Source organism: Streptomyces sp. NPDC020422 (assembly GCF_044386705.1).
Classification (GTDB): Bacteria; Actinomycetota; Actinomycetes; order Streptomycetales; family Streptomycetaceae; genus Streptomyces.
In genome coordinates, this window is sequence record NZ_JBIRVJ010000012.1 from 93481 (window position 1) to 112732 (window position 19252).

At 72.0% G+C, this 19252-nt stretch carries 21 protein-coding genes; 6 read left to right on the plus strand and 15 right to left on the minus strand.

Features of this window, described 5'->3' with window-relative positions; translation table 11 throughout:
- The first annotated feature begins 106 nt into the window (after positions 1-106).
- The gene (locus tag ACH414_RS29280) at positions 107-775 is read left to right on the plus strand and encodes a potassium channel family protein (protein WP_382547227.1); all 669 of its coding nucleotides are present in this window, start codon (positions 107-109) and stop codon (positions 773-775) included.
- Positions 775-1452, plus strand: a complete 678-nt coding sequence (locus tag ACH414_RS29285; RefSeq protein WP_382547230.1) for a potassium channel family protein — start codon at positions 775-777, stop codon at positions 1450-1452. The genes ACH414_RS29280 and ACH414_RS29285 overlap by 1 nt, the downstream gene beginning before the upstream one ends.
- A gap of 90 nt (positions 1453-1542) precedes the next feature.
- Here ACH414_RS29285 and ACH414_RS29290 read toward each other — a convergent pair whose 3' ends face one another.
- The 8 genes from ACH414_RS29290 to ACH414_RS29325 all read right to left on the minus strand — a co-directional run bounded on the left by ACH414_RS29290 (position 1543) and on the right by ACH414_RS29325 (position 8921).
- Complete coding sequence (locus ACH414_RS29290; RefSeq protein WP_382547236.1) at positions 1543-2286, minus strand: DUF3159 domain-containing protein; 744 nt, start codon at positions 2284-2286, stop codon at positions 1543-1545.
- Between the two features lie 3 nt (positions 2287-2289).
- Positions 2290-2688, minus strand: coding sequence for an OB-fold nucleic acid binding domain-containing protein (locus tag ACH414_RS29295; protein WP_132914891.1), 399 nt, complete (start codon positions 2686-2688; stop codon positions 2290-2292).
- A 46-nt stretch (positions 2689-2734) separates the two neighbouring features.
- Positions 2735-3421, minus strand: a complete 687-nt coding sequence (locus tag ACH414_RS29300) for a response regulator (protein WP_382547240.1) — start codon at positions 3419-3421, stop codon at positions 2735-2737.
- Between the two features lie 124 nt (positions 3422-3545).
- A complete protein-coding gene (locus ACH414_RS29305) occupies positions 3546-6095 on the minus strand; it encodes an ATP-binding protein (RefSeq protein ID WP_391770227.1) in 2550 nt (849 codons plus the stop codon).
- Positions 6096-6193: 98 nt separating this feature from the next.
- Complete coding sequence (locus tag ACH414_RS29310; protein WP_382547536.1) at positions 6194-6862, minus strand: ABC transporter ATP-binding protein; 669 nt, start codon at positions 6860-6862, stop codon at positions 6194-6196.
- Between the two features lie 199 nt (positions 6863-7061).
- Positions 7062-7823 carry a DUF3710 domain-containing protein gene (locus ACH414_RS29315; RefSeq protein WP_382547245.1) on the minus strand — a complete coding sequence of 254 codons (762 nt, stop codon included), beginning with the start codon at positions 7821-7823 and terminating at the stop codon, positions 7062-7064.
- Between the two features lies 1 nt (position 7824).
- Positions 7825-8337, minus strand: coding sequence for a dUTP diphosphatase (gene dut / locus ACH414_RS29320; RefSeq protein ID WP_017237679.1), 513 nt, complete (start codon positions 8335-8337; stop codon positions 7825-7827).
- Positions 8337-8921: a PaaI family thioesterase gene (locus ACH414_RS29325; protein WP_382547248.1), complete on the minus strand. Its 585-nt coding sequence runs from the start codon at positions 8919-8921 to the stop codon at positions 8337-8339. Before ACH414_RS29325 ends, dut begins: the two co-directional genes overlap by 1 nt.
- 58 nt (positions 8922-8979) lie before the next feature.
- On the opposite strand from ACH414_RS29325, the gene ACH414_RS29330 reads away from it, so the two are divergent.
- Positions 8980-9489: a DUF3093 domain-containing protein gene (locus tag ACH414_RS29330; RefSeq protein ID WP_391770226.1), complete on the plus strand. Its 510-nt coding sequence runs from the start codon at positions 8980-8982 to the stop codon at positions 9487-9489.
- On the opposite strand, the gene ACH414_RS29335 is transcribed toward ACH414_RS29330, so the two are convergent.
- The 4 genes from ACH414_RS29335 to ACH414_RS29350 form a co-directional block, all read right to left on the minus strand.
- A complete protein-coding gene (locus ACH414_RS29335; protein WP_382547254.1) occupies positions 9486-10484 on the minus strand; it encodes a hypothetical protein in 999 nt (332 codons plus the stop codon). The two genes, ACH414_RS29330 and ACH414_RS29335, sit on opposite strands and share 4 nt — an antisense overlap.
- 12 nt (positions 10485-10496) lie before the next feature.
- Positions 10497-10793 carry a DUF4193 domain-containing protein gene (locus ACH414_RS29340; protein ID WP_003955561.1) on the minus strand — a complete coding sequence of 99 codons (297 nt, stop codon included), beginning with the start codon at positions 10791-10793 and terminating at the stop codon, positions 10497-10499.
- A 396-nt stretch (positions 10794-11189) separates the two neighbouring features.
- Positions 11190-12425 (minus strand): sensor histidine kinase, encoded by a 1236-nt coding sequence (locus tag ACH414_RS29345; protein ID WP_382547257.1) that lies wholly within the window; start codon positions 12423-12425, stop codon positions 11190-11192.
- Between the two features lie 4 nt (positions 12426-12429).
- A complete protein-coding gene (locus ACH414_RS29350; RefSeq protein WP_024758527.1) occupies positions 12430-13083 on the minus strand; it encodes a response regulator transcription factor in 654 nt (217 codons plus the stop codon).
- Between the two features lie 359 nt (positions 13084-13442).
- On the opposite strand from ACH414_RS29350, the gene ACH414_RS29355 reads away from it, so the two are divergent.
- A complete protein-coding gene (locus tag ACH414_RS29355; protein WP_382547260.1) occupies positions 13443-13616 on the plus strand; it encodes a hypothetical protein in 174 nt (57 codons plus the stop codon).
- A gap of 73 nt (positions 13617-13689) precedes the next feature.
- Here the strand turns inward: ACH414_RS29355 and ACH414_RS29360 are convergent, their stop codons facing one another.
- Together ACH414_RS29360 and ACH414_RS29365 are read right to left on the minus strand one after the other, a co-directional pair.
- Positions 13690-14490, minus strand: a complete 801-nt coding sequence (locus ACH414_RS29360; protein WP_398944136.1) for an inositol monophosphatase family protein — start codon at positions 14488-14490, stop codon at positions 13690-13692.
- Between the two features lie 27 nt (positions 14491-14517).
- Positions 14518-15645 carry a ferrochelatase gene (locus ACH414_RS29365; RefSeq protein WP_382547263.1) on the minus strand — a complete coding sequence of 376 codons (1128 nt, stop codon included), beginning with the start codon at positions 15643-15645 and terminating at the stop codon, positions 14518-14520.
- Between the two features lie 158 nt (positions 15646-15803).
- Between ACH414_RS29365 and ACH414_RS29370 the strand changes: the two genes are divergently transcribed.
- Both ACH414_RS29370 and ACH414_RS29375 read left to right on the plus strand, forming a co-directional pair.
- Positions 15804-17066, plus strand: coding sequence for an MFS transporter (locus tag ACH414_RS29370; RefSeq protein WP_382547265.1), 1263 nt, complete (start codon positions 15804-15806; stop codon positions 17064-17066).
- Positions 17005-18345, plus strand: a complete 1341-nt coding sequence (locus ACH414_RS29375; RefSeq protein WP_386568708.1) for a D-arabinono-1,4-lactone oxidase — start codon at positions 17005-17007, stop codon at positions 18343-18345. The genes ACH414_RS29370 and ACH414_RS29375 overlap by 62 nt, the downstream gene beginning before the upstream one ends.
- Positions 18346-18348: 3 nt before the next feature.
- On the opposite strand, the gene ACH414_RS29380 is transcribed toward ACH414_RS29375, so the two are convergent.
- Entirely contained in the window at positions 18349-19128 is a 780-nt protein-coding gene (locus tag ACH414_RS29380) for a hypothetical protein (RefSeq protein ID WP_382547271.1), read from the minus strand.
- Positions 19129-19252 lie beyond the last annotated feature (124 nt).

Genomic DNA, 19252 nt, shown 5'->3' on the forward strand with positions numbered 1-19252 from the left:
GGGGCGACCACGGTGACCGAGCTACGTGGCCGATGGGGCCAGGAAAGTTGTGAGAAGCGTGTTTTCGCAGGTCAGCAAGGCGATCAGGAGTGCGGGGTAAGGGGACGTGCACATCGTCATCATGGGCTGCGGCCGAGTGGGAGCCGCTCTCGCGCAGACCCTGGAACAGCAGGGCCACACGGTCGCGGTCGTGGACCAGGACCCGACGGCTTTCCGCCGTCTGGGCTCGGGGTTCGGCGGCCGCCGTGTCACGGGCGTGGGCTTCGACCAGGACACGCTCCGCGAGGCGGGGATCGAGGAGGCCGGCGCCTTCGCCGCGGTGAGCAGCGGCGACAACTCGAACATCATCGCGGCGCGGGTCGCGCGCGAGATGTTCGGCATCGAGAACGTCGCGGCCCGGATCTACGACCCGCGGCGCGCCGAGGTCTACCAGCGCCTGGGCATCCCGACCGTCGCGACGGTCCGCTGGACCGCCGACCAGATGCTGCGGCGGCTGCTGCCGTCCGGCGCCGAGCCGCTGTGGCGTGACCCGAGCGGCGGTGTGCAGCTCGCCGAGGTGCACACCTCCACCGCGTGGATCGGCCACAAGGTCAGCCGGCTCCAGGAGGAGACCGGGGTGCGCGTGGCGTTTCTCACCCGACTGGGCGAAGCGATTCTCCCCACCTCGCAGACGGTGCTGCAGGAGGGCGACCTCGTCCACGTGATGATGCGGACGGACGAGATCGCCAAGGTCGAGGCGGCCTTCGCCGAGGGTCCCGAGGAGGGCGGTCACTGATGCGTGTCGCTATTGCCGGCGCGGGCGCCGTGGGCCGTTCCATCGCGGGCGAGCTCCTGGAGAACGGGCACGAGGTCCTGCTCATCGACAAGGCGCCGACCGCCATCTCGGTGGAGCGGGTGCCCCAGGCCGAGTGGCTGCTGGCCGACGCCTGCGAGATCACCTCGCTCGACGAGGCGGCCCTGCAGCGCTGCAACGTCGTCATCGCGGCGACCGGCGACGACAAGGTGAACCTCGTCGTCTCGCTGCTCGCCAAGACCGAGTACGGCGTGCCGCGGGTGGTCGCCCGGGTCAACAACCCGAAGAACGAGTGGCTGTTCAACGAGGCGTGGGGCGTGGACGTCGCCGTCTCGACGCCGCGTCTGATGTCGGCCCTGGTAGAGGAGGCGGTGAGCGTCGGCGACCTGGTCCGGCTGCTGCGCTTCAGCCACGGCGACGCCAACCTGGTCGAGCTGACGCTGCCGCCGGAGTCCGCGATCGCGGGCACCGCGGTGGGCGATGTGGCCTGGCCGCAGGACACCTCGCTGGTCACCATCATCCGCGGCTCGCGGGTCCTCACGCCGAGCGCGGAGGAGACCCTGGAGGCGGGCGACGAGCTGCTGTTCGTGGCCACCCAGGCGCGCGAGGAGCAGCTGGAGGACCTGCTCTCGGTCCGCCGGGAGACGACGGAGAGCTGACCCGTACACCCACCTGTACGTGGCAAGGGGCCCGGGACCTGTGACGGTCCCGGGCCCCTTTGCGGCAGCTTTACGGCAGAGGAGTAAGGCTCACGCGTCCGTGTGCCCCTGGGCGGCGGCCTTGCGGGCCTTCTCCGCCTTCTCCTCGGCCTCCATCTCGGCGAAGACGTCGATAGGCGGCGGCGCCTTGGCCAGGAACACCCAGGTCAGGTAGACCGCGAGCAGGAACGGCGGGATCTTCAGGGCGACCAGGACCCAGCCGAGCTGGGTGGTGTCGGCCCACCAGTACAGCGGGAAGAGGATCGCGCACTTGGCGAGCAGGATCAGCCCCCAGGCCCAGCTGGCCTTGGCGTACGCCTTCTTCCGGCCCGGGTTCCGGGTCCGCCAGGAGAGGTTCTCCTTGAAGACCGGCCCCAGGATGAGGCCGATCAGCGGGACGCCGGCCAGGGTCGTGACGATGTACGCGAGGGCCAGGCCGAGCGTGTAGAGCATGCCCGGCAGGTAGAAGTCCTTGGCGTTGCCCGTCATCATCGCGAAGACCACGCCGAAGGCGACGCCGAAGACACCGCTGAAGGCGTGCTTGAGGGTGTCGCGGCGGATCAGCCGGACGGCGACGAGGACGAGCGAGACCGCGAGGGCGGCGATCGCGGAGGAGCGCAGGTCCTTGTTGATCGTGTAGATCGTGACGAAGAGCAGGCCGGGCAGGACCGTCTCCACCATGCCGCGCACTCCGCCGAACGCCTCGAAGAGGGCGGCCTCGGTCACCGCCTTGTCGGCCCGGGCGTCCTGGTCGGGGATGGGCTTCTCGGTGGTCGGCTTGTCGACTGACGTCACCGGCTACTCCTGTCCGAGCGGTCGGAGCTCGTATTTGGGATTGAAGAGGACCCGCCGGCCGTGGCTCATGGAGATCCGGCCGGAGGCGATCAACTTACGGCCCGGCTCGATGCCCACGATGGACCTGCGGCCCAGCCACACCACGTCCAGCGGCGCCGTGCCGTCGAACAGCTCGGCCTCCAGCGCGGGCACACCGGCCCGGGGACGCAGGGTGACCGTCCGCAACGTACCAGTCACCTTGACTATCTGGCGGTCGGAGCAGTCGCTGATGCGCGTGCACCCCGACGCTGCGGAGTCCTCCTGGAGCTCGACCGACTCGAGCTCCTCCTGGGAGGTGGACAGGCGGTCGAGCATCCGGCGGAACCGCCCTGCCGGCTTCTCTGTACGCGGTGCAGCACTCATACAGAAAGCGTACCGGCCCCCGCCGACACGGAACCCGGCACCGGAGTCAGTGTTCGAAGCGGTACCCCATGCCCGGTTCGGTGACGAAGTGCCGCGGGTGCGAAGGGTCCTGCTCCAGCTTGCGCCGCAACTGCGCCATGTAGACCCGGAGGTAGTTCGTCTCGGTGCCGTACGAGGGCCCCCAGACCTCCTGGAGCAGCTGCTTCTGGCTCACCAGGCGGCCGCTGTTGCGGACCAGGACCTCCAGGAGGTGCCACTCGGTCGGGGTCAGCCGCACGTCCTTGCCGTCGCGGTGGACCTTCTTGGCGGCCAGGTCGACGGTGAAGTCCGCGGTCTCGACGACCACGACGCCGTCCTCGCCGCCGCCGACCGGCTCGGCCCTGCGGACCGCGGCGCGCAGCCGGGCCAGCAGCTCGTCCATGCCGAAGGGCTTGGTGACGTAGTCGTCGGCGCCCGCGTCGAGCGCCTCGACCTTCTCGTCGGAGGTCTGCCGGGCGGAGAGCACCAGGATCGGCACCCGGGTCCAGCCGCGCAGGCCCTTGATCACCTCGACGCCGTCCATGTCGGGCAGTCCGAGGTCGAGGACGACGACGTCGGGGTGGCGCTCGGCGGCGAGCCGGAGGGCGGTGGCGCCGTCGGGGGCCGCGTCGACCTCGTACTTCCGCGCCTTGAGGTTGATCACCAGGGCGCGGACGATCTGAGGTTCGTCGTCGACCACGAGGACCCGGGTCATGAAGGGGGGCCTTCCTTGTCGTTGGTACGGGGCGTGGGGCCGGGGGATGTGCGGGGCGGGTGAGGCTACGGGTACGGAGTCCGGGGCCGCCCGGGAAGGGTGCGGCCGCGGGGCGGGGCCGGGGTCACGTCATGATGTGCGCCGGCATCGCGGGGGCCGCGGTGTCCGGCGGCGGGGGCCCGGCGGTCCGGAGGGTGAGGACCATGGTCAGCCCGCCGCCCGGGGTGTCCTCGGCGGTGATGGTGCCGCCCATGGCCTCGACGAAGCCGCGGGCGACGGCGAGCCCGAGGCCCACTCCGGCACCGCGCGGGGCGTCGCCGAAGCGCTGGAACGGCTCGAATATGCCGTCCTTGGCCTCGTCGGGGACGCCGGGTCCTCGGTCGGTCACCCGCAGTTCGAGGCGCTCGCCGAGGACGCTGGCGCCGACGGCGACCGGGACGCCGTCGGAGCTGTACTTGACCGCGTTCTCGACGATGTTGGCGACGGCCCGTTCGAGCAGGCCGCGGTCGACGGCGACCATCGGGAGCGTCTCGGGGATGTCGAGCTCGACGCTGCCGTCGGGGACGCCGCCGAGGGCCATCGGCACGACCTCGTCCAGGTCGGTGGGGCGGATGAGCGGGGTGACCGTGCCGGTCTGGAGCCGGGACATGTCGAGGAGGTTGCCGACCAGGTGGTCCAGGCGGTCGGCGCCGTCCTCGATGCCCTCCAGCAGGACCGCCCGGTCCTCCTCGGACCACTCGACGTCGTCGGAGCGCAGGGAGGAGACCGAGGCCTTGATACCGGCCAGCGGGGTGCGCAGGTCGTGGCTGACGGCGGCCAGCAGCGAGGTGCGGATCTTGTTGCCCTCGGCCAGCTTGCGGGCCTCCTCCGCCTGGTCGACGAGCCGCTGGCGGTCGAGGACGACGGCGGCCTGGGCGGCGAAGGCGCCGAGCACCCGCCGGTCCTCCGCGGGCAGCACCCGGCCGGTCAGGGCGAGCGCCAGATGGTCGCCGACGGGCATGTCGACGTCGGCGTCCTCCGGCCGGGCCACCGTGCCCGTGCCGACGCTCGCCGCGCAGGTCCACGGTTCGAGGTCGCCGGTGCGCTCCAGCAGGGCGACGGAGTCCATCGAGAAGGTCTCGCGGACCCGTTCGAGCAGCGCCTCCAGGCTCGTCTCGCCCCGCAGGACGCTGCCGGCGAGGTAGGAGAGGACCTCGGACTCGGCGCGCAGCCGGGCGGCCTGGTGGGTGCGGCGGGCGGCCAGGTCGACCACGGAGGCCACGGACATGGCGACGCCGAAGAAGACGGCGATGGCCACGATGTTCTTGGGGTCGGCGACGGTCAGCCGGTGCAGCGGCGGGGTGAAGAACCAGTTGAGCAGCAGCGAACCGAAGGCGGCCGAGGCCAGGGCCGGGAGCAGGCCGCCGACCAGGGCGGCCGCGACGGTCAGGGCCAGGAAGAGCAGCATGTCGTTGGCGAGCCCGAGGTTCGCGTCGACATGGGTGAGCAGCAGGGCGAGCAGCGCGGGGCCGCCGACGCCGACGAGCCAGCCCCACACGATCCGGGCGCGGCCGAGCCGGGCGCCGCGGGCGACGGGCAGGCCGCGGCCCTTGGCGGCCCCCTCGTGGGTGACGATGTGGACGTCGAGGTCGGGCCCGGAGTCCCGGGCGACGGTCTGGCCGACGCCTGGGCCGAGGACGTACTGCCAGGAGCGGCGGCGGCTGGAGCCGAGGACGATCTGGGTGGCGTTGACACCCCGCGCGAAGGAGAGCAGGGCCGCGGGGATGTCGTCGCCTATGACGTGGTGGAAGGTGCCGCCCAGGTCCTCGACGAGGGTGCGCTGGACGGCGAGCTCCTTCGGCGAGGCCGAGGTGAGGCCGTCGCTGCGGGAGATGTAGACGGCGAGGACCTCGCCGCCCGCGCCCTTCTCCGCGAGCCGGGCGGCCCGGCGGATCAGGGTGCGGCCCTCGGGCCCGCCGGTCAGGCCGACGACGATCCGCTCACGGGCCTGCCAGGTGGACTGGATGTTGTGCTCGCCGCGGTACTGGCGCAGGTACTCGTCGACGCGGTCGGCCGTCCACAGCAGCGCCAGCTCGCGCAGCGCCGTCAGATTGCCGGGGCGGAAGTAGTTGGAGAGGGCCGCGTCGACCTTGTCCGGCTTGTAGACGTTGCCGTGCGCCATCCGCCGCCGCAGCGCCTGCGGCGACATGTCGACCAGCTCTATCTGGTCCGCCCGGCGCACCACCTCGTCCGGCACCGTCTCCCGCTGCCGCACCCCCGTGATCGCCTCGACCACGTCGCCCAAGGACTCCAGATGCTGGATGTTGACCGTCGATATGACGTCGATCCCCGCCGCCAGCAGCTCCTCCACGTCCTGCCAGCGCTTGGGGTTGCGGGAGCCCGGCACATTGGTGTGGGCGAGCTCGTCCACCAGCGCGACGGCGGGCTCCCGGGCGAGGACCGCGTCCAGGTCCATCTCGGGGAAGGTGGTGCCCCGATAGTCGATCTGCCGCCGTGGCACCTGTTCGAGGCCGTGCAGCATCACTTCCGTGCGCGGCCGGTCGTGGTGCTCCACGAACCCGACCACGCAGTCCGTGCCTCGCTCGACGCGTCGATGCCCCTCGGAGAGCATCGCGTACGTCTTGCCGACGCCCGGCGCCGCCCCCAGGTAGATCCGTAGCTTGCCGCGTCCCATGGCTCGACCTTACGTCCAGCCAAACGGACATTCCGCACGGGTGCGGGAGGTCAGGGCCGTATTGACGTGATCCTGACGCCCCCACGGGGGCCGTCGGCTCAGTGCTCGACGATCTCGCCGTCGCGCAGCTCGAGGACGCGGTCGGCCAGGCCGAGCAGCTGGGAGTCGTGGGTGGCGACCAGCGCCGTGCAGCCCTCGCTGCGCACGACGGCCCGCAGCAGCTCCATGACCGCGAGGCCGGTCTCGGCGTCGAGCTGCCCGGTCGGCTCGTCGGCGATCAGCAGGGCGGGCCGGTTGGCGAGGGCGCGGGCGATGGCGACGCGCTGCTGCTGCCCGCCGGAGAGCTCCCCGGGCCGCTGGGCCGCGTGGTCGGCGAGGCCCACCAGGGCGAGCAGCAGGGCGACCCGCTCCTCGCGCTCCCTCGGATCGGCCTTGCGCAGCCGCATCGGCACGCCGACGTTCTCGGCGGCGGTCAGGATCGGTATGAGCCCGAAGGACTGGAAGATGAATCCGATCCGGTCGCGGCGCAGCTCCAGGAGCCCCTCCTCGCCGAGGTCGGCGAGGTCGGTGCCGTCGATGACGATGCGCCCCTCGTCCGCGGCGTCGAGGCCGCCGACCAGGTTGAGCAGCGTGGTCTTGCCGGATCCGGAACGGCCCTTGAGGGCGACCAGCTCGCCGCGCGGGATGTCGAAGGAGACCCCGCGCAGGGCGTGGACGGCCGCTTCGCCCGTCCCGTACGACCGCTTCAGGTTCTCCACCCGGACCATCGGCGTGCCGGCCGGGTCGTCGATCACGGCCGTGCCGGTCCGTGCGTTGCTCTCACTCACCGTGGTGCCCCCCTCGATCGAACGTGTGCGCCGTCAGTATGGGCACAGCGGAAGGGCGGCTGCCAGGCCTGTGGAAAAGCCGCGGCCGGTCGCACCGGCCGCGGCTGTGGAAAACCCTTGCCCCTGGCGGGGCGGTACGTCAGCGGACCTCGGAGATCTCCGGGCCGCGCTGCAGCTGACCCATGCCGCCGGAGAACCGGGAGCCGGCCTGGTCCTCCTGCTGCACGCCGTCCGGCACCATCTGGGCGTCGTTCGGCAGCTTGAGGACGATCGGGTCGCGCGGGGCCATCGGGCCGTCGCCACGGACGACCACGGTGTCCCGGACGATCTGCTCCAGCAGACCGGCGGCCTCGGGCTGCACCGCGCCCTGGCCGGAGATCACGCCGCGCAGGAACCAGCGCGGCCCGTCGACGCCCACGAAGCGCACGAGCTGCACGCCGCGGTTGCCGTCGGGGAGCTGCACCGGGACCTGGGCGCGCAGCTCCCAGCCCAGCGGGCCCTCGACCTCTTCGATGGCGCCGCCCTGCTGGGTGATCCCGCCGGCGATCTCCTCGCGGACCTCGCCCCAGATGCCCTCGTTCTTCGGGGCGGCGAACGCCTGGAGCTGCACGGCGCTGTCGCGCAGGACCACGGTGGCCGCGACGATCGCGTCGCCCGCCACCTCCACGCGCAGCTCCATGCCCTCGACTCCGGGCACGAAGATGCCGCCCAGGTCCACCCGGCCCTCCTCGGGCGTGGTGACCTCGGAGATGTCCCAGGGACCGTCGGGCCGGGGCGCGGGCGGAAGGTTCACGCGGCGCGGAGCCGCGTCCGCCTCGTCCTCGTTCACCGCGTCGACGACCTGCTCGGCCTCGCCCGCTGCGTCTTCAGCGGCACCGCTCTTCTTGCGACGTCCGAACACGTCACTGTCCTTCCCGGTCGGATACGACCGAAGCGTATCGATTCCCACCCGTAGTGCCGTCCACGGCGGCATGACCGCCGGTGGACCCGAAGCCCCCCTCGGCCCGCGCCGAGCCGGGAAGCTCCGCCACCTCGTGGAAGCGCACCTTCTCGACCTGCTGGACGACCAGTTGGGCAATCCGGTCGAAACGTTCGAACCGCACGCTCTCGCGCGGGTCCAGATTGACCACGATCACCTTGATCTCTCCACGGTACCCGGCATCGACCGTCCCCGGGGCATTCACGAGCGCGACGCCGCAGCGGGCGGCGAGGCCGGAGCGGGGGTGGACGAAGGCGGCGTAGCCGTCGGGCAGCGCGATGGAGACCCCGGTGGGCAGCACGGCCCGCTCTCCGGGGGCCAGCACGGCGGCCTCGGTGGTCACCAGATCGGCTCCGGCGTCGCCGGGGTGCCCGTAGGCCGGGATCGGCACCTCCGGGTCCACACGGCGGATGAGTACGTCGACGGGATTGCGCATCAGGGGTTCACCTCGAAGGCGCGGGCGCGCCTGACCTGGTCGGGGTCGGACATGGCGGCCTGGATCTCCTCCGGCCGGCCGTTGTCGATGAAGTGGTCGACCTTCACCTCGATGAAGAGGGCGTCGGCGCGGACGGCGACGGGACCCTCGGGCCCGCCGATCCGGCCGACGGCGGTCGAGTAGATCTTGCGGCCGTGCACCGCGGTGACCTCGGCCTCCAGGTGGAGCACGGTGCCGACCGGAACGGGCCGCGCGAAGTCGGTCTCGAGCCGGCCGGTGACGGCGATGACCCGCAGCAGCCAGTTCAGGGAGCCGAGGGTCTCGTCGAGCGCGGTGGCGAGCACGCCGCCGTGCGCGAGGCCGGGGGCGCCCTGGTGGTCGGGGGTCACGGTGAACTCGGCGGTGACGGTCACGCCCTCGCCCGCCCGCGCCGCCAGGTGCAGCCCGTGGGGCTGTCCGCCGCCGCAGCCGAAGCACTGCGCGTAGTGCGCGCCGAGCAGCTCGCCGGGGGCGGGCGCGTCGGGGTGGCGTACCGGCGGTATGGCGTCGGCCGGCGGCGTGAGAGCGGCAGATGTTCCAGTCACAGGCGCAGACCTTACCCGCGCGGCCGGGCGCCGGTCTCGCCATGCCAAGCTGGAAGGCATGCAGCCTTCCGCACACTCCTTGGCTCCGAGCTTCGACGAGCGCCTCACCGCGCCCCGTTCCTGGTGGGTGATCGTGGCCCTGCTGGGCGTCTCCGGCGGTCTGATCATGTTCCCGTTGGGCACGGTCCCGACGCTCGGCGGACTGATCGCCGCGGGGGCGCTCGCCGCGGTCGCGGTGTCCTCGTACGGTTCGGCCCGGATCCGGGTGGTGGCCGGCTCGCTGGTCGCGGGGGACGCGCGCATCCCGGTGTCGGCGCTGGGGGCGCCCGAGGTCCTGGACGCCGAGGAGGCGCGCGCCTGGCGCACGTACAAGGCGGATCCGCGCGCGTTCATGCTGATGCGCAGCTACGTGCCCACGGCGGTGCGGGTCGAGGTGACGGACCCGGCGGACCCGACGCCGTACGTCTACCTGTCCAGCCGGGACCCGGAGGGCCTCGTGGCGGCCCTGGAGGCGGCCCGCGACGAGGCGCGGGGAGCCCAGGAGGCGCCGGAGGCCCAGGACGCCTAGAAGTCGATCTCCTTGGGGTTCTCCGGCTGCTCCAGCGGGGGCAGCGGCGGGAGGGCGTCCCAGGGGATCTGGCGGCCGCGCAGGTCCTTGCGGATGTGCGCGGCGAGCTTTCTGGTGTCGCGCCGGTTCATGACCGCGCCGACGGCCGCGCCCACCATGAACGGCGTGAGGTTCGGCAGGTTGCGCACCAGGCGCTTGGTGATCTGCTGGCGCAGTTCGCGCTTGAGCTGGCCGCCGAGGGCAGCGTTGACCGTGGTGGGCTTGGTGGGGTCGATGCCGCGCTCCTCGGCCCAGGAGGTCAGGTACGCGGTCGAGCGCTGGGTGAGGTTGCCGGGCGGGCGCAGTCCGTAGACCTCGTGCAGCTCGGCGATGAGCTTCAGCTCGATGGCGGCGACGCCGGTGATCTCCGCGGCCAGCTCCGCGGGCATCGCGGGCGGCACCGGCAGCATCGCGGCGGCGCCGATGCCGGCACCGACGGTGGCGCTGGCGTTGGACGCGCCCGTGACGAGCTTGTCGGCGATCTGTTCGGGGCCGAGCCCCGGGAAGTGCCGGCGCAGGGTCGCCAGGTCCCGCACGGGGACCCGGGGGGCGAGCTCGATGACCCGGTCGGCGAGGTAGCCGATGCCGGCCTTGGCTCCCTGGCCACCGCGCTTCACACCGCGCCGTACGGCTTCGATGCGGGCGCTGTCGAGTTTGATGCGGTCCAGCTGGAGGCGCGCCGGGTTGGCGACGCGCCGCAGGGCGCTCCGCTTGGTCCCGTCGCCCCGCTCCTGCGGGACGGGCGAGTGGTCGCCCGGGGGCGGCGCCTGTGCTGCTTCGAGCGAGGCCGTGGGGCCTCGCCCGTCGTCACGTGCGCCAAAGGCGGGCAGGGGGGCGGAGTGCGCGGCCGAGGAGCCCTGCTGAGGGTCCTCTGCCGAGCCTGAGCCGCCCCGGTACGCCTCCGACTTCCCAGGAAGCCGGAGCCGCCGCTTCCGAGACGGTGTGTCGCCTGCCACGGCCACTCGATCTCAGTCGCAGTCGCGGCAGATCGGCTGGCCGTTCTTCTCCCGCGCCAGCTGGCTGCGGTGGTGCACGAGGAAGCAGCTCATGCAGGTGAACTCGTCGGCCTGCTTGGGCAGGACCCGGACGGCCAACTCCTCGTTGGAGAGGTCGGCGCCGGGCAGCTCCAGGCCCTCGGCGGCCTCGAACTCGTCGACGTCGACGGTCGAGGTGGACTTGTCGTTCCGGCGGGCCTTCAGTTCTTCAAGGCTGTCCGAGTCGACGTCGTCGTCGGTCTTGCGTGGGGTGTCGTAATCCGTTGCCATGTCGCTCTCCCCCTCTGGGTGGTTTGCGGTGTCTCCAGCGCACGTAACGCGTGAGAGGCCGGACTTGTGCCCGACCCGAGGCGGAGATTTTGCCTCACATCAAGGTCTGTTACTCAATCGACACCCAATCCGCCCTCTCACGAGTGAGCGGCTTTGGGTGGCGAACCGGACCGTACACGGTCCGTCGGCCGTCCCTCACGGGCGCCACCCCGTGTACTTCCCGCCTTTCGGACCCCCGGAAACCCGGACTTTTCCGGGTTTTTTGCGGGAATTCGCGATCACGGAGAGTGGGGGGTCGGACACCCATTCCTGTGATCGATCACACAGGATCGTCTCAGGAACGAGAACCGGAAATTCCGCGCAAAGCGAACAGATCCGGTCGGCTCGTGCAGTGTGTCAGATCGGCAGAGTGACACGCATCACGAGGCCACCGCCCTCGCGGGGCTCCGCGATGATACGGCCGCCGTGGGCCCGAGCGACGGACCGCGCGATCGACAGGCCGAGGCCGACGCCCTTGTCGCTCCCGGTGCGCTCCTGCCGCAGGCGCCGGAATGGCTCGAAAAGATTGTCGATCTCGTACGCGGGGACCACCGGGCCCGTGTTCGCGACCACCAGGACCGCCTGGCCGTTCTGGGTCTCGGTCGTGACGTCCACCCAGCCGCCCTCCGGGATGTTGTACCGGACGGCGTTCTGCACCAGGTTCAGCGCGATCCGCTCCAGCAGGACGCCGTTGCCCTGGACGACCGCCGGGGCGCGCTCGCCGCGGAGCTCCACGCCCTTGGCTTCGGCCTCCGAACGCACCTGGTCGATGGCACGGGAGGCCACCTCGGCCAGGTCCACGGCCTTGCGCTCGATGATCTGGTTGTCGCTGCGGGCCAGCAGCAGCAGGCCCTCGACCAGCTGCTCGCTGCGCTCGTTGGTGGCCAGCAGCGTCTTGCCCAGCTGCTGGAGCTCCACCGGCGCGCCGGGGTCGGAGAGCTGGACCTCCAGCAGGGTGCGGTTGATCGCGAGCGGGGTGCGCAGCTCGTGCGAGGCGTTGGCCACGAAGCGCTGCTGGGCGCTGAAGGCCCGCTCCAGGCGCTCCAGCATCTCGTCGAAGGTGTCCGCGAGCTCCTTGAGCTCGTCGTCCGGGCCGTCGAGCTCGATCCGCCGGGACAGATCCGATCCGGCCACCTGGCGGGCGGTCCGGGTGATCCGGCCCAGCGGGGAGAGCACCCGGCCCGCCATCGCGTATCCGAAGGCGAAGGCGATGATGCTCAGCCCCAGCAGGGCAAACAGGGAGCGGCGCAGCAGGTCGTCGAGGGCGAGGTCGCTCTGGTGCCGCAGACACATCGTGACGGCGTTGTTGAGCTGCTCTCCGGTGGACTTCTCCGGGAGCTCGCACCAGTCGGTGGTCGGCTGGACGGTGCCGCTGACGACCTTGAAGGGCAGCTGGGAGGTGCTGTCCCGCAGGGCCTGCGCGGTGAACAGGTAGATGATCGCCAGCAGCAGGATGCCGGCGATCAGGAACATTCCGCCGTACAGCAGCGTGAGTCTTATCCGGATGGTCGGTCGCAGCAGCGGCCTGACCGGGTCGCGGGGGTCCCAGGTCGGTTTCGGGGGCGCGTTCAGGGGCGCCGGGGTCTGGGCCATCGGGTCAGATCCGGTATCCGGAGCCGGGGACGGTGACGATGACCGGGGGCTCGCCGAGCTTGCGGCGCAGGGTCATCACGGTGACGCGTACGACGTTGGTGAACGGGTCCGTGTTCTCGTCCCAGGCCTTCTCCAGGAGCTGCTCGGCCGAGACGACGGCGCCCTCGCTGCGCATCAGGACCTCCAGGACGGCGAACTCCTTGGGTGCCAGCTGGACCTCCTTGCCCTCGCGGAAGACCTCGCGGCGGTTGGGGTCGAGCTTGATGCCGGCGCGCTCCAGGACGGGCGGGAGCGGCACGGTGGTGCGGCGGCCCAGGGCCCGCACGCGGGCGGTGAGCTCGGTGAAGGCGAAGGGCTTCGGCAGGTAGTCGTCGGCGCCCAGCTCCAGTCCCTCGACCCGGTCGCTGACGTCGCCGGAGGCGGTCAGCATCAGGACCCGGGTGGGCATGCCGAGCTCGACGATCTTCCGGCAGACGTCGTCGCCGTGGACGAGCGGGAGGTCCCGGTCGAGCACGACGACGTCGTAGTCGTTGACCCCGATGCGCTCCAGGGCCGCGGCGCCGTCGTACACGACGTCGACGGCCATGGCCTCCCGGCGCAGTCCGGTGGCCACCGCATCGGCGAGCAGCTGCTCGTCCTCGACGACGAGTACGCGCACGTCTGTAAGTCCTTTCCTGGGTGCCCTGGTCCTGGGCGTGGACGGGCGGTTCTGCGCACTGACTGTGCGTGTCCATCCTGCCCCGAACGCGCGTAAACCGGCTGTAAGACGGCGGTGCGGGGCCCCGGGGGCCGGTCGCGGGGCGTGTCCCTCCGATGGCTCAGGGAAGAATTCACCTGATTCACGGGCCAGTTGAGGTTTCTGTGAGGAAAGGTCTGGGGAGGACGACTGCACACCCCGCGATCACGCCCTGTAGGTGGCACGCCACCTACCGCTCTCTGTCCCCCAGAGGTAGCAGTGTGTGATCCACCCACCCCCGGCACTCCCCGTGCCAACGACCCACGACGAGGGGGCGCACGATGGACGCTTTCACCGCAGGGCTGCTGCACCGCATCAGGACCGCTCAGTCCGACCTCACGCGTGCTCGTGAGACGGGCGACGACTTCCTCGCTGACGTCGAGCAGGCCGAGCTGGACGACCTGCACCGCCTGGCCGCCGAGCACGGCGTGGAGGTCGGCGCGGCCTGCGCCTGATCCCCCGGACGGACAGGGGTGGGCCCCCGGAGTCGTCGACTCCGGGGGCCCACCCCTGTCCGCTGGACGGCCGTCAGTCGTGCCAGGCCCCGGCCTCCTCCAGGAAGGCCTGCAGAGGCCCGAAGACCCCCTCGGAGGCGGCGAGGACCAGCTCGCCCGAGGCGCGCTCGCCCGGCCGGCCGCCGGTCAGGGCGCCCGCCTCACGCGCGATGAGATCGCCCGCGGCCAGGTCCCAGGGGTTGAGGCCGCGCTCGTAGTACGCGTCGAGGCGGCCGGCCGCGACGTCGCACAGGTCGATGGCGGCGGAGCCGCCGCGGCGGATGTCGCGGACGCGCGGGATGAGCCGCTGGGCGATGTCCGCCTGGTGGGCCCGGCGGGTCTGGACGTACGCGAAGCCGGTGCCGACCAGGGCCTGGTCGAGCTCCGGGGAGGGGCGGACGGCGAGCCGCCGGTCGCCCAGCCAGGCGCCGCCGCCGCGGACGGCGCGGAAGGTCTCGCCGCGCAGCGGGACCTCGACGACGCCGACGACGCTCTCCCCGTCGCGCTCGGCGGCGATGGAGACGGCCCAGGTGGGCAGGCCGTAGAGGTAGTTCACCGTGCCGTCCAGCGGATCGATCACCCAGCGGATCCCGCTGGTGCCGGGGCTGGCTGCGCCCTCCTCGCCGAGGAAGCCGTCCTGGGGGCGGTGCTCGGCGAGGAAGCCGGTGATCAGCTTCTCGGCGGCGATGTCCATCTCGGTGACGACGTCGATGGGGCTGGTCTTGGTCTTGGCCACGGCCAGGTCGTCCGGCCGCCCGTCGCGCAGCAGCGCGCCGGCCCGGCGCGCGGCCTCCAGGGCCAGGTCGAGCAGCTCTCGCAGCAACGGGTCGGTCACGAGGGGATCGGTCACGAGAGGGGCTCCTTAGGCATACGGGCTGTCGGCGCCGGCGGCGGCGGGGCGTTCCGCGCGGGCGGGGCAGCAGCCGATGGGGCAGAGGTCGTGGGAGGGTCCGAGTGCGCCGAGCGCGCAGCGCTCGACGCGCGTGCCGCGCTCGGTCGCCGCGCGTTCCAGGAGCAGCTCGCGCACGGCCGCGGCGAAGCGGGGGTCGGCCCCGACGGTCGCCGAGCGCCGCACGGGCAGCCCGAGCTCGGCGGCCTTGGCGGTGGCCTCGGTGTCGAGGTCGTAGAGGACTTCCATGTGGTCGGAGACGAAGCCGATGGGGACCATGACGACCGCGGGCGCCCCGGCTTGGTGGAGTTCCTCCAGGTGGTCGCAGATGTCCGGCTCCAGCCACGGGATGTGCGGGGCGCCGCTGCGCGACTGGTAGACGAGCCGCCAGGGGTGCTCGACGCCGGTCTCCTCGCGGACGGCGTCGGCGATCAGGCGGGCCACGTCCAGGTGCTGCTTGACGTAGGCGCCGCCGTCGCCGTGGTCGGCGAGGGGTCCGGAGGTGTCCGCGGCGGAGTCCGGGATGGAGTGCGTGGTGAAGGCGAGGTGCGCCTTGTCCCGGACGGCGGGGTCGAGCTCGTCGAGGGAGGCGAGGACGCCCTCGATCATGGGGCGGACGAAGCCGGGGTGGTTGAAGTAGTGCCGGAGCTTGTCGACCCGGGGCAGCGGGAGCCCTTCCGCCTCCAGCTCGGCGAGGGAGTCGGCCAGGTTCTCCCGGTACTGGCGGCAGCCGGAGTAGGAGGCGTAGGCGCTGGTGGCGAGGACGGCGATGTGGCGCCGGCCGTCGGTGACCATCTCGCGCAGGGTGTCGGTGAGGTACGGCGCCCAGTTCCGGTTGCCCCAGTAGACCGGCAGGTCCACACCGGCCTCGGCGAAGTCCGCGCGCAGGGCGTCGAGCAGCGCGCGGTTCTGGTCGTTGATGGGGCTGACGCCGCCGAAGAGGAAGTAGTGCCGGCCGACCTCCTTCAGCCGTTCCTTCGGGATGCCACGGCCGCGGGTCACGTTCTCCAGGAACGGGACCACGTCGTCCGGACCCTCCGGGCCACCGAAGGAAAGCAGCAGCAGGGCGTCGTACGGGGCGGGATCGAGCTCGTCGGACATGGCACCGATCTTCCCACCCGCCTCTGACAGCCGGTGGCGTGCCCCGACCGAAAAAGTGGGTGACCGGAGCAGTTCAACACCGTAGGCTTTAGCTATTAATTACACGTGTTCCGCCGACACGTGTGAGCCGCGTCCCTGCACGAAGCCCGGAGATCCCCTTGCCCAGTCCCTATCGCGCGATCTTCGCGGCCCCCGGCAGCACGGCCTTCTCCCTCGCCGGCTTCCTCGGCCGGATGCCGCTGTCCATGATGGGCATCGGCATCGTCACCATGATTTCGCAGGTCACCGGCCGGTACGGACTCGCCGGCGCGCTGTCCGCGACCCTCGCGACCTCCGCCGCCGTGCTCGGCCCGCAGATCTCCCGCCTGGTCGACCGCTACGGCCAGCGCCGGGTGCTGCGCCCGGCCACCCTGATCTCGCTCGCCGCGGGCGCGGGCCTGCTGCTCTGCGTCCAGCAGAAGGCCCCGGACTGGACCCTGTTCCTGTTCACCGCGTTCGTCGGCTGCGTGCCCAGCGTCGGCGCGATGACCCGGGCCCGGTGGGCGAACATCTACCGCGGCGAGGCCCGGCGCCTGCACACGGCGTACTCGTGGGAGTCGATCGTCGACGAGGTGTGCTTCATCTTCGGCCCGATCATCTCCATCGGCCTGTCGACCATCTGGTTCCCGGAGGCCGGGCCGCTGCTCGCCGGCGTCTTCCTCGCCCTCGGCGTCTTCTGGCTGACCGCCCAGCGCGCCACCGAGCCCGCCCCGCACCCCCATACCGACCAGAGCGGCGGATCCGCCCTGCGCTCCCCCGGTCTGCAGGTCCTCGCGCTGGCCTTCGTCGCCACCGGGGCGATCTTCGGTTCGGTCGACGTCGTCACGGTGGCCTTCGCCGACGAGCAGGGCCACAAGGCCGCCGCGAGCCTGGTCCTCGCCGTCTACGCGCTGGGCTCCTGCGTGGCCGGCGCCGTCTTCGGGCTGCTCCACCTCAAGGGCGAGCCGTCGGTCCGCTGGCTCGTCGGCGTCTGCGCGATGGCCGTGAGTATGATCCCCCTCCTACTGGCCGGGAACCTGCCGTTGCTGGCCGTGGCGCTCTTTGTCGCGGGCCTGTCCATCGCGCCGACGATGGTGACCACGATGGCCCTCGTCGAAGCGCACGTACCGCGCACCCAGCTGACCGAGGGCATGACCTGGACCGGGACCGGCCTCGCGATCGGCGTGGCGCTCGGCTCCTCGGCCGCCGGCTGGGTGGTCGACGCCTCAGGGGCGGAGGCGGGGTACGTGGTGCCCGTCGCCTCGGGTGCGCTCGCGGTCGCGGTGGCACTCCTGGGCTACCGCCGGCTGCGCACGCCGGCGCCGACGCGGGAGGGGCAGAGTGGGCGAGAGCCGAGCACAGCGGTGGGGGAACAGCGGGACGACGAGCGGCACATGGCGTAACTGGGCGGGGAACGTCACCTCCCGCCCCGTGCGGGAGGTGAGCCCGGCCTCGGCCGAGGAGCTCGCCGACGCCGTGCGCAGGGCCGCCGAGGACGGGCTGCGGGTGAAGACGGTCGGCACCGGCCACTCCTTCACCTCGATCGCGGCGACGGACGGCGTGCTCGTCCGGCCCCATCTGCTCACCGGGATCCGCCGGATCGACCGCGAGGCGATGACCGTCACCGTGGAGTCCGGCACCCCGCTGAAGCGGCTCAACGTGGCGCTGGCCCGGGAGGGCCTGTCGCTCACGAACATGGGCGACATCATGGAGCAGACGGTCGCCGGCGCCACCTCCACCGGCACCCACGGCACCGGCCGCGACTCCGCCTCGATCGCCGCGCAGATCCGCGCGCTCGAACTGGTCACCGCCGACGGGCGGCTGATGACCTGCTCCCCGACGGAGAACCCGGAGGTCTTCGCGGCCGCGCGGATCGGCCTCGGCGCGCTCGGTGTGGTCACCGCCCTCACCTTCGCCGTGGAGCCGGTCTTCCTGCTCACCGCGCGGGAGGAGCCGATGTCCTTCGACCGGGTGACCTCCGAGTTCGACGCGCTGCACGCGGAGAACGAGCACTTCGAGTTCTACTGGTTCCCCCACACGGACAACTGCAACACCAAGCGCAACAACCGCAGCGCCGGCCCCGCCGCCCCGGTCGGCAGGCTGAGCGGCTGGGTCGAGGACGAGCTGCTCTCCAACGGGATCTTCCAGGTCGCCTGCGCCGTGGGCCGGGCCGTACCGCCGCTGATCCCCTCGATCGCGAAGGTCTCCAGCCGGGCCCTGTCGGCCCGTACGTACACCGACATCCCGTACAAGGTGTTCACCTCGCCGCGCCGGGTGCGCTTCCTGGAGATGGAGTACGCGCTCCCGCGCGAGGCGGCCGTGGCGGCCCTGCGCGAGCTGAAGGCGATGGTGGAGCGCTCGCCGCTGAAGGTGAGCTTCCCGGTGGAGGTGCGCACGGCGCCCGCCGACGACATCGCGCTGTCGACCGCCTCGGGACGGGAGTCGGCGTACATCGCCGTGCACCTCTACAGGGGGACGCCCCACCGCGGGTACTTCACCGCGGTGGAGCGCATCATGACCGCGCACGGCGGCCGGCCGCACTGGGGCAAGGTCCACACCCGGGACGCCGCCTACTTCGAGAAGGCCTATCCGCGCTTCGGCGAGTTCACGGCGCTGCGCGACCGGCTGGACCCGGACCGGCGGTTCGCCAACGACTACCTCCGCCGCGTTCTGGGCGACTGACGGTCACTCGGCTCCGCCGGCGGCCGGCGCCTCGGCGGTCGGCGGGGCCGTGGGCGGGGTGGTCGGCGGCGGCGTCGGAGGCGGGGTCGTACCGCCGTCGGTCGGCTCGGTCGACCGGGAGGGCGTCGGCGTGGGGGTGGGCGTGACCGGGTCGTCCGGGGTCGGCCGGCCGGTCGGGGTGGTGTCCGGCGTCGCGGTCCCGCCGTCCTTGCGCTGCTGCCGCCCGTCCTCGCTCGGCGTCGAGGACGGGGTGCCTCCCTGGTCCGGCCGCTCCTGGCCCTGGCCGGCGCCGGAGCCGCGCACGGCTGAGCCGAAGGTCGTGGTGCCCTTGGTGCCGCTGAGGTCCTGACCGGAGGTCAGCTCGTACGCGGTGATGCCGCCCATCGCGATCAGGAAGACCGCGGCGGCACCGGCGGCGGAGCGCTTCCAGCCCCTCATGCGGGTGCCGTGGGTGGTCGGCTCGCCGAACTCCTCGCTGTACGGCCGCTCGGCGTGAGAAGCCGGTGCCGAGGCGGCGTGTGCCGTCTTCGGCCGCGTCGCGGCGGTGGCCTCGCGCATCTGCTCGCCGGTGCGCTTGAACAGGTGCTGGAGCAGGGGGCCGCCGCAGGTGGCGATGACACTGATCACACCGGCGCCGAGGATGGTGCCGTAGACGCCCAGCGTGGACGCGAGCTTGGCGGCCACCACCGCCGCGACGGCACTGCCCGAGACCTGAGCCACGCTCAGGTCGAATCGTTTCTTCTCTTCCTTGGCCGCCGTGCCGGAATCCGGCGTGTGACGCATGTCCAACCCCTGCTTGTTCATTCGTTCCACCGTGCACCCAGAAGGGACAAACGAACGAAGGGATTAGTTCCGTTTCTGGTGGTTCTGTGAAGAGGGACACGCACGGGGGGAGATCGCGGAGACT

Coding starts and splice junctions, on each gene's coding strand:
- ACH414_RS29285 (WP_382547230.1), top strand. CDS start 775: ATGCGTGTCGCTATTGCCGGCGCGGGCGCCGTGGGCCGTTCCATCGCG.
- ACH414_RS29295 (WP_132914891.1), bottom strand. CDS start 2,688: ATGAGTGCTGCACCGCGTACAGAGAAGCCGGCAGGGCGGTTCCGCCGG.
- ACH414_RS29300 (WP_382547240.1), bottom strand. CDS start 3,421: ATGACCCGGGTCCTCGTGGTCGACGACGAACCTCAGATCGTCCGCGCC.
- ACH414_RS29305 (WP_391770227.1), bottom strand. CDS start 6,095: ATGGGACGCGGCAAGCTACGGATCTACCTGGGGGCGGCGCCGGGCGTC.
- ACH414_RS29310 (WP_382547536.1), bottom strand. CDS start 6,862: ATGGTCCGGGTGGAGAACCTGAAGCGGTCGTACGGGACGGGCGAAGCG.
- dut (WP_017237679.1), bottom strand. CDS start 8,337: ATGCGCAATCCCGTCGACGTACTCATCCGCCGTGTGGACCCGGAGGTG.
- ACH414_RS29330 (WP_391770226.1), top strand. CDS start 8,980: ATGCAGCCTTCCGCACACTCCTTGGCTCCGAGCTTCGACGAGCGCCTC.
- ACH414_RS29340 (WP_003955561.1), bottom strand. CDS start 10,793: ATGGCAACGGATTACGACACCCCACGCAAGACCGACGACGACGTCGAC.
- ACH414_RS29345 (WP_382547257.1), bottom strand. CDS start 12,425: ATGGCCCAGACCCCGGCGCCCCTGAACGCGCCCCCGAAACCGACCTGG.
- ACH414_RS29355 (WP_382547260.1), top strand. CDS start 13,443: ATGGACGCTTTCACCGCAGGGCTGCTGCACCGCATCAGGACCGCTCAG.
- ACH414_RS29365 (WP_382547263.1), bottom strand. CDS start 15,645: ATGTCCGACGAGCTCGATCCCGCCCCGTACGACGCCCTGCTGCTGCTT.
- ACH414_RS29380 (WP_382547271.1), bottom strand. CDS start 19,128: ATGCGTCACACGCCGGATTCCGGCACGGCGGCCAAGGAAGAGAAGAAA.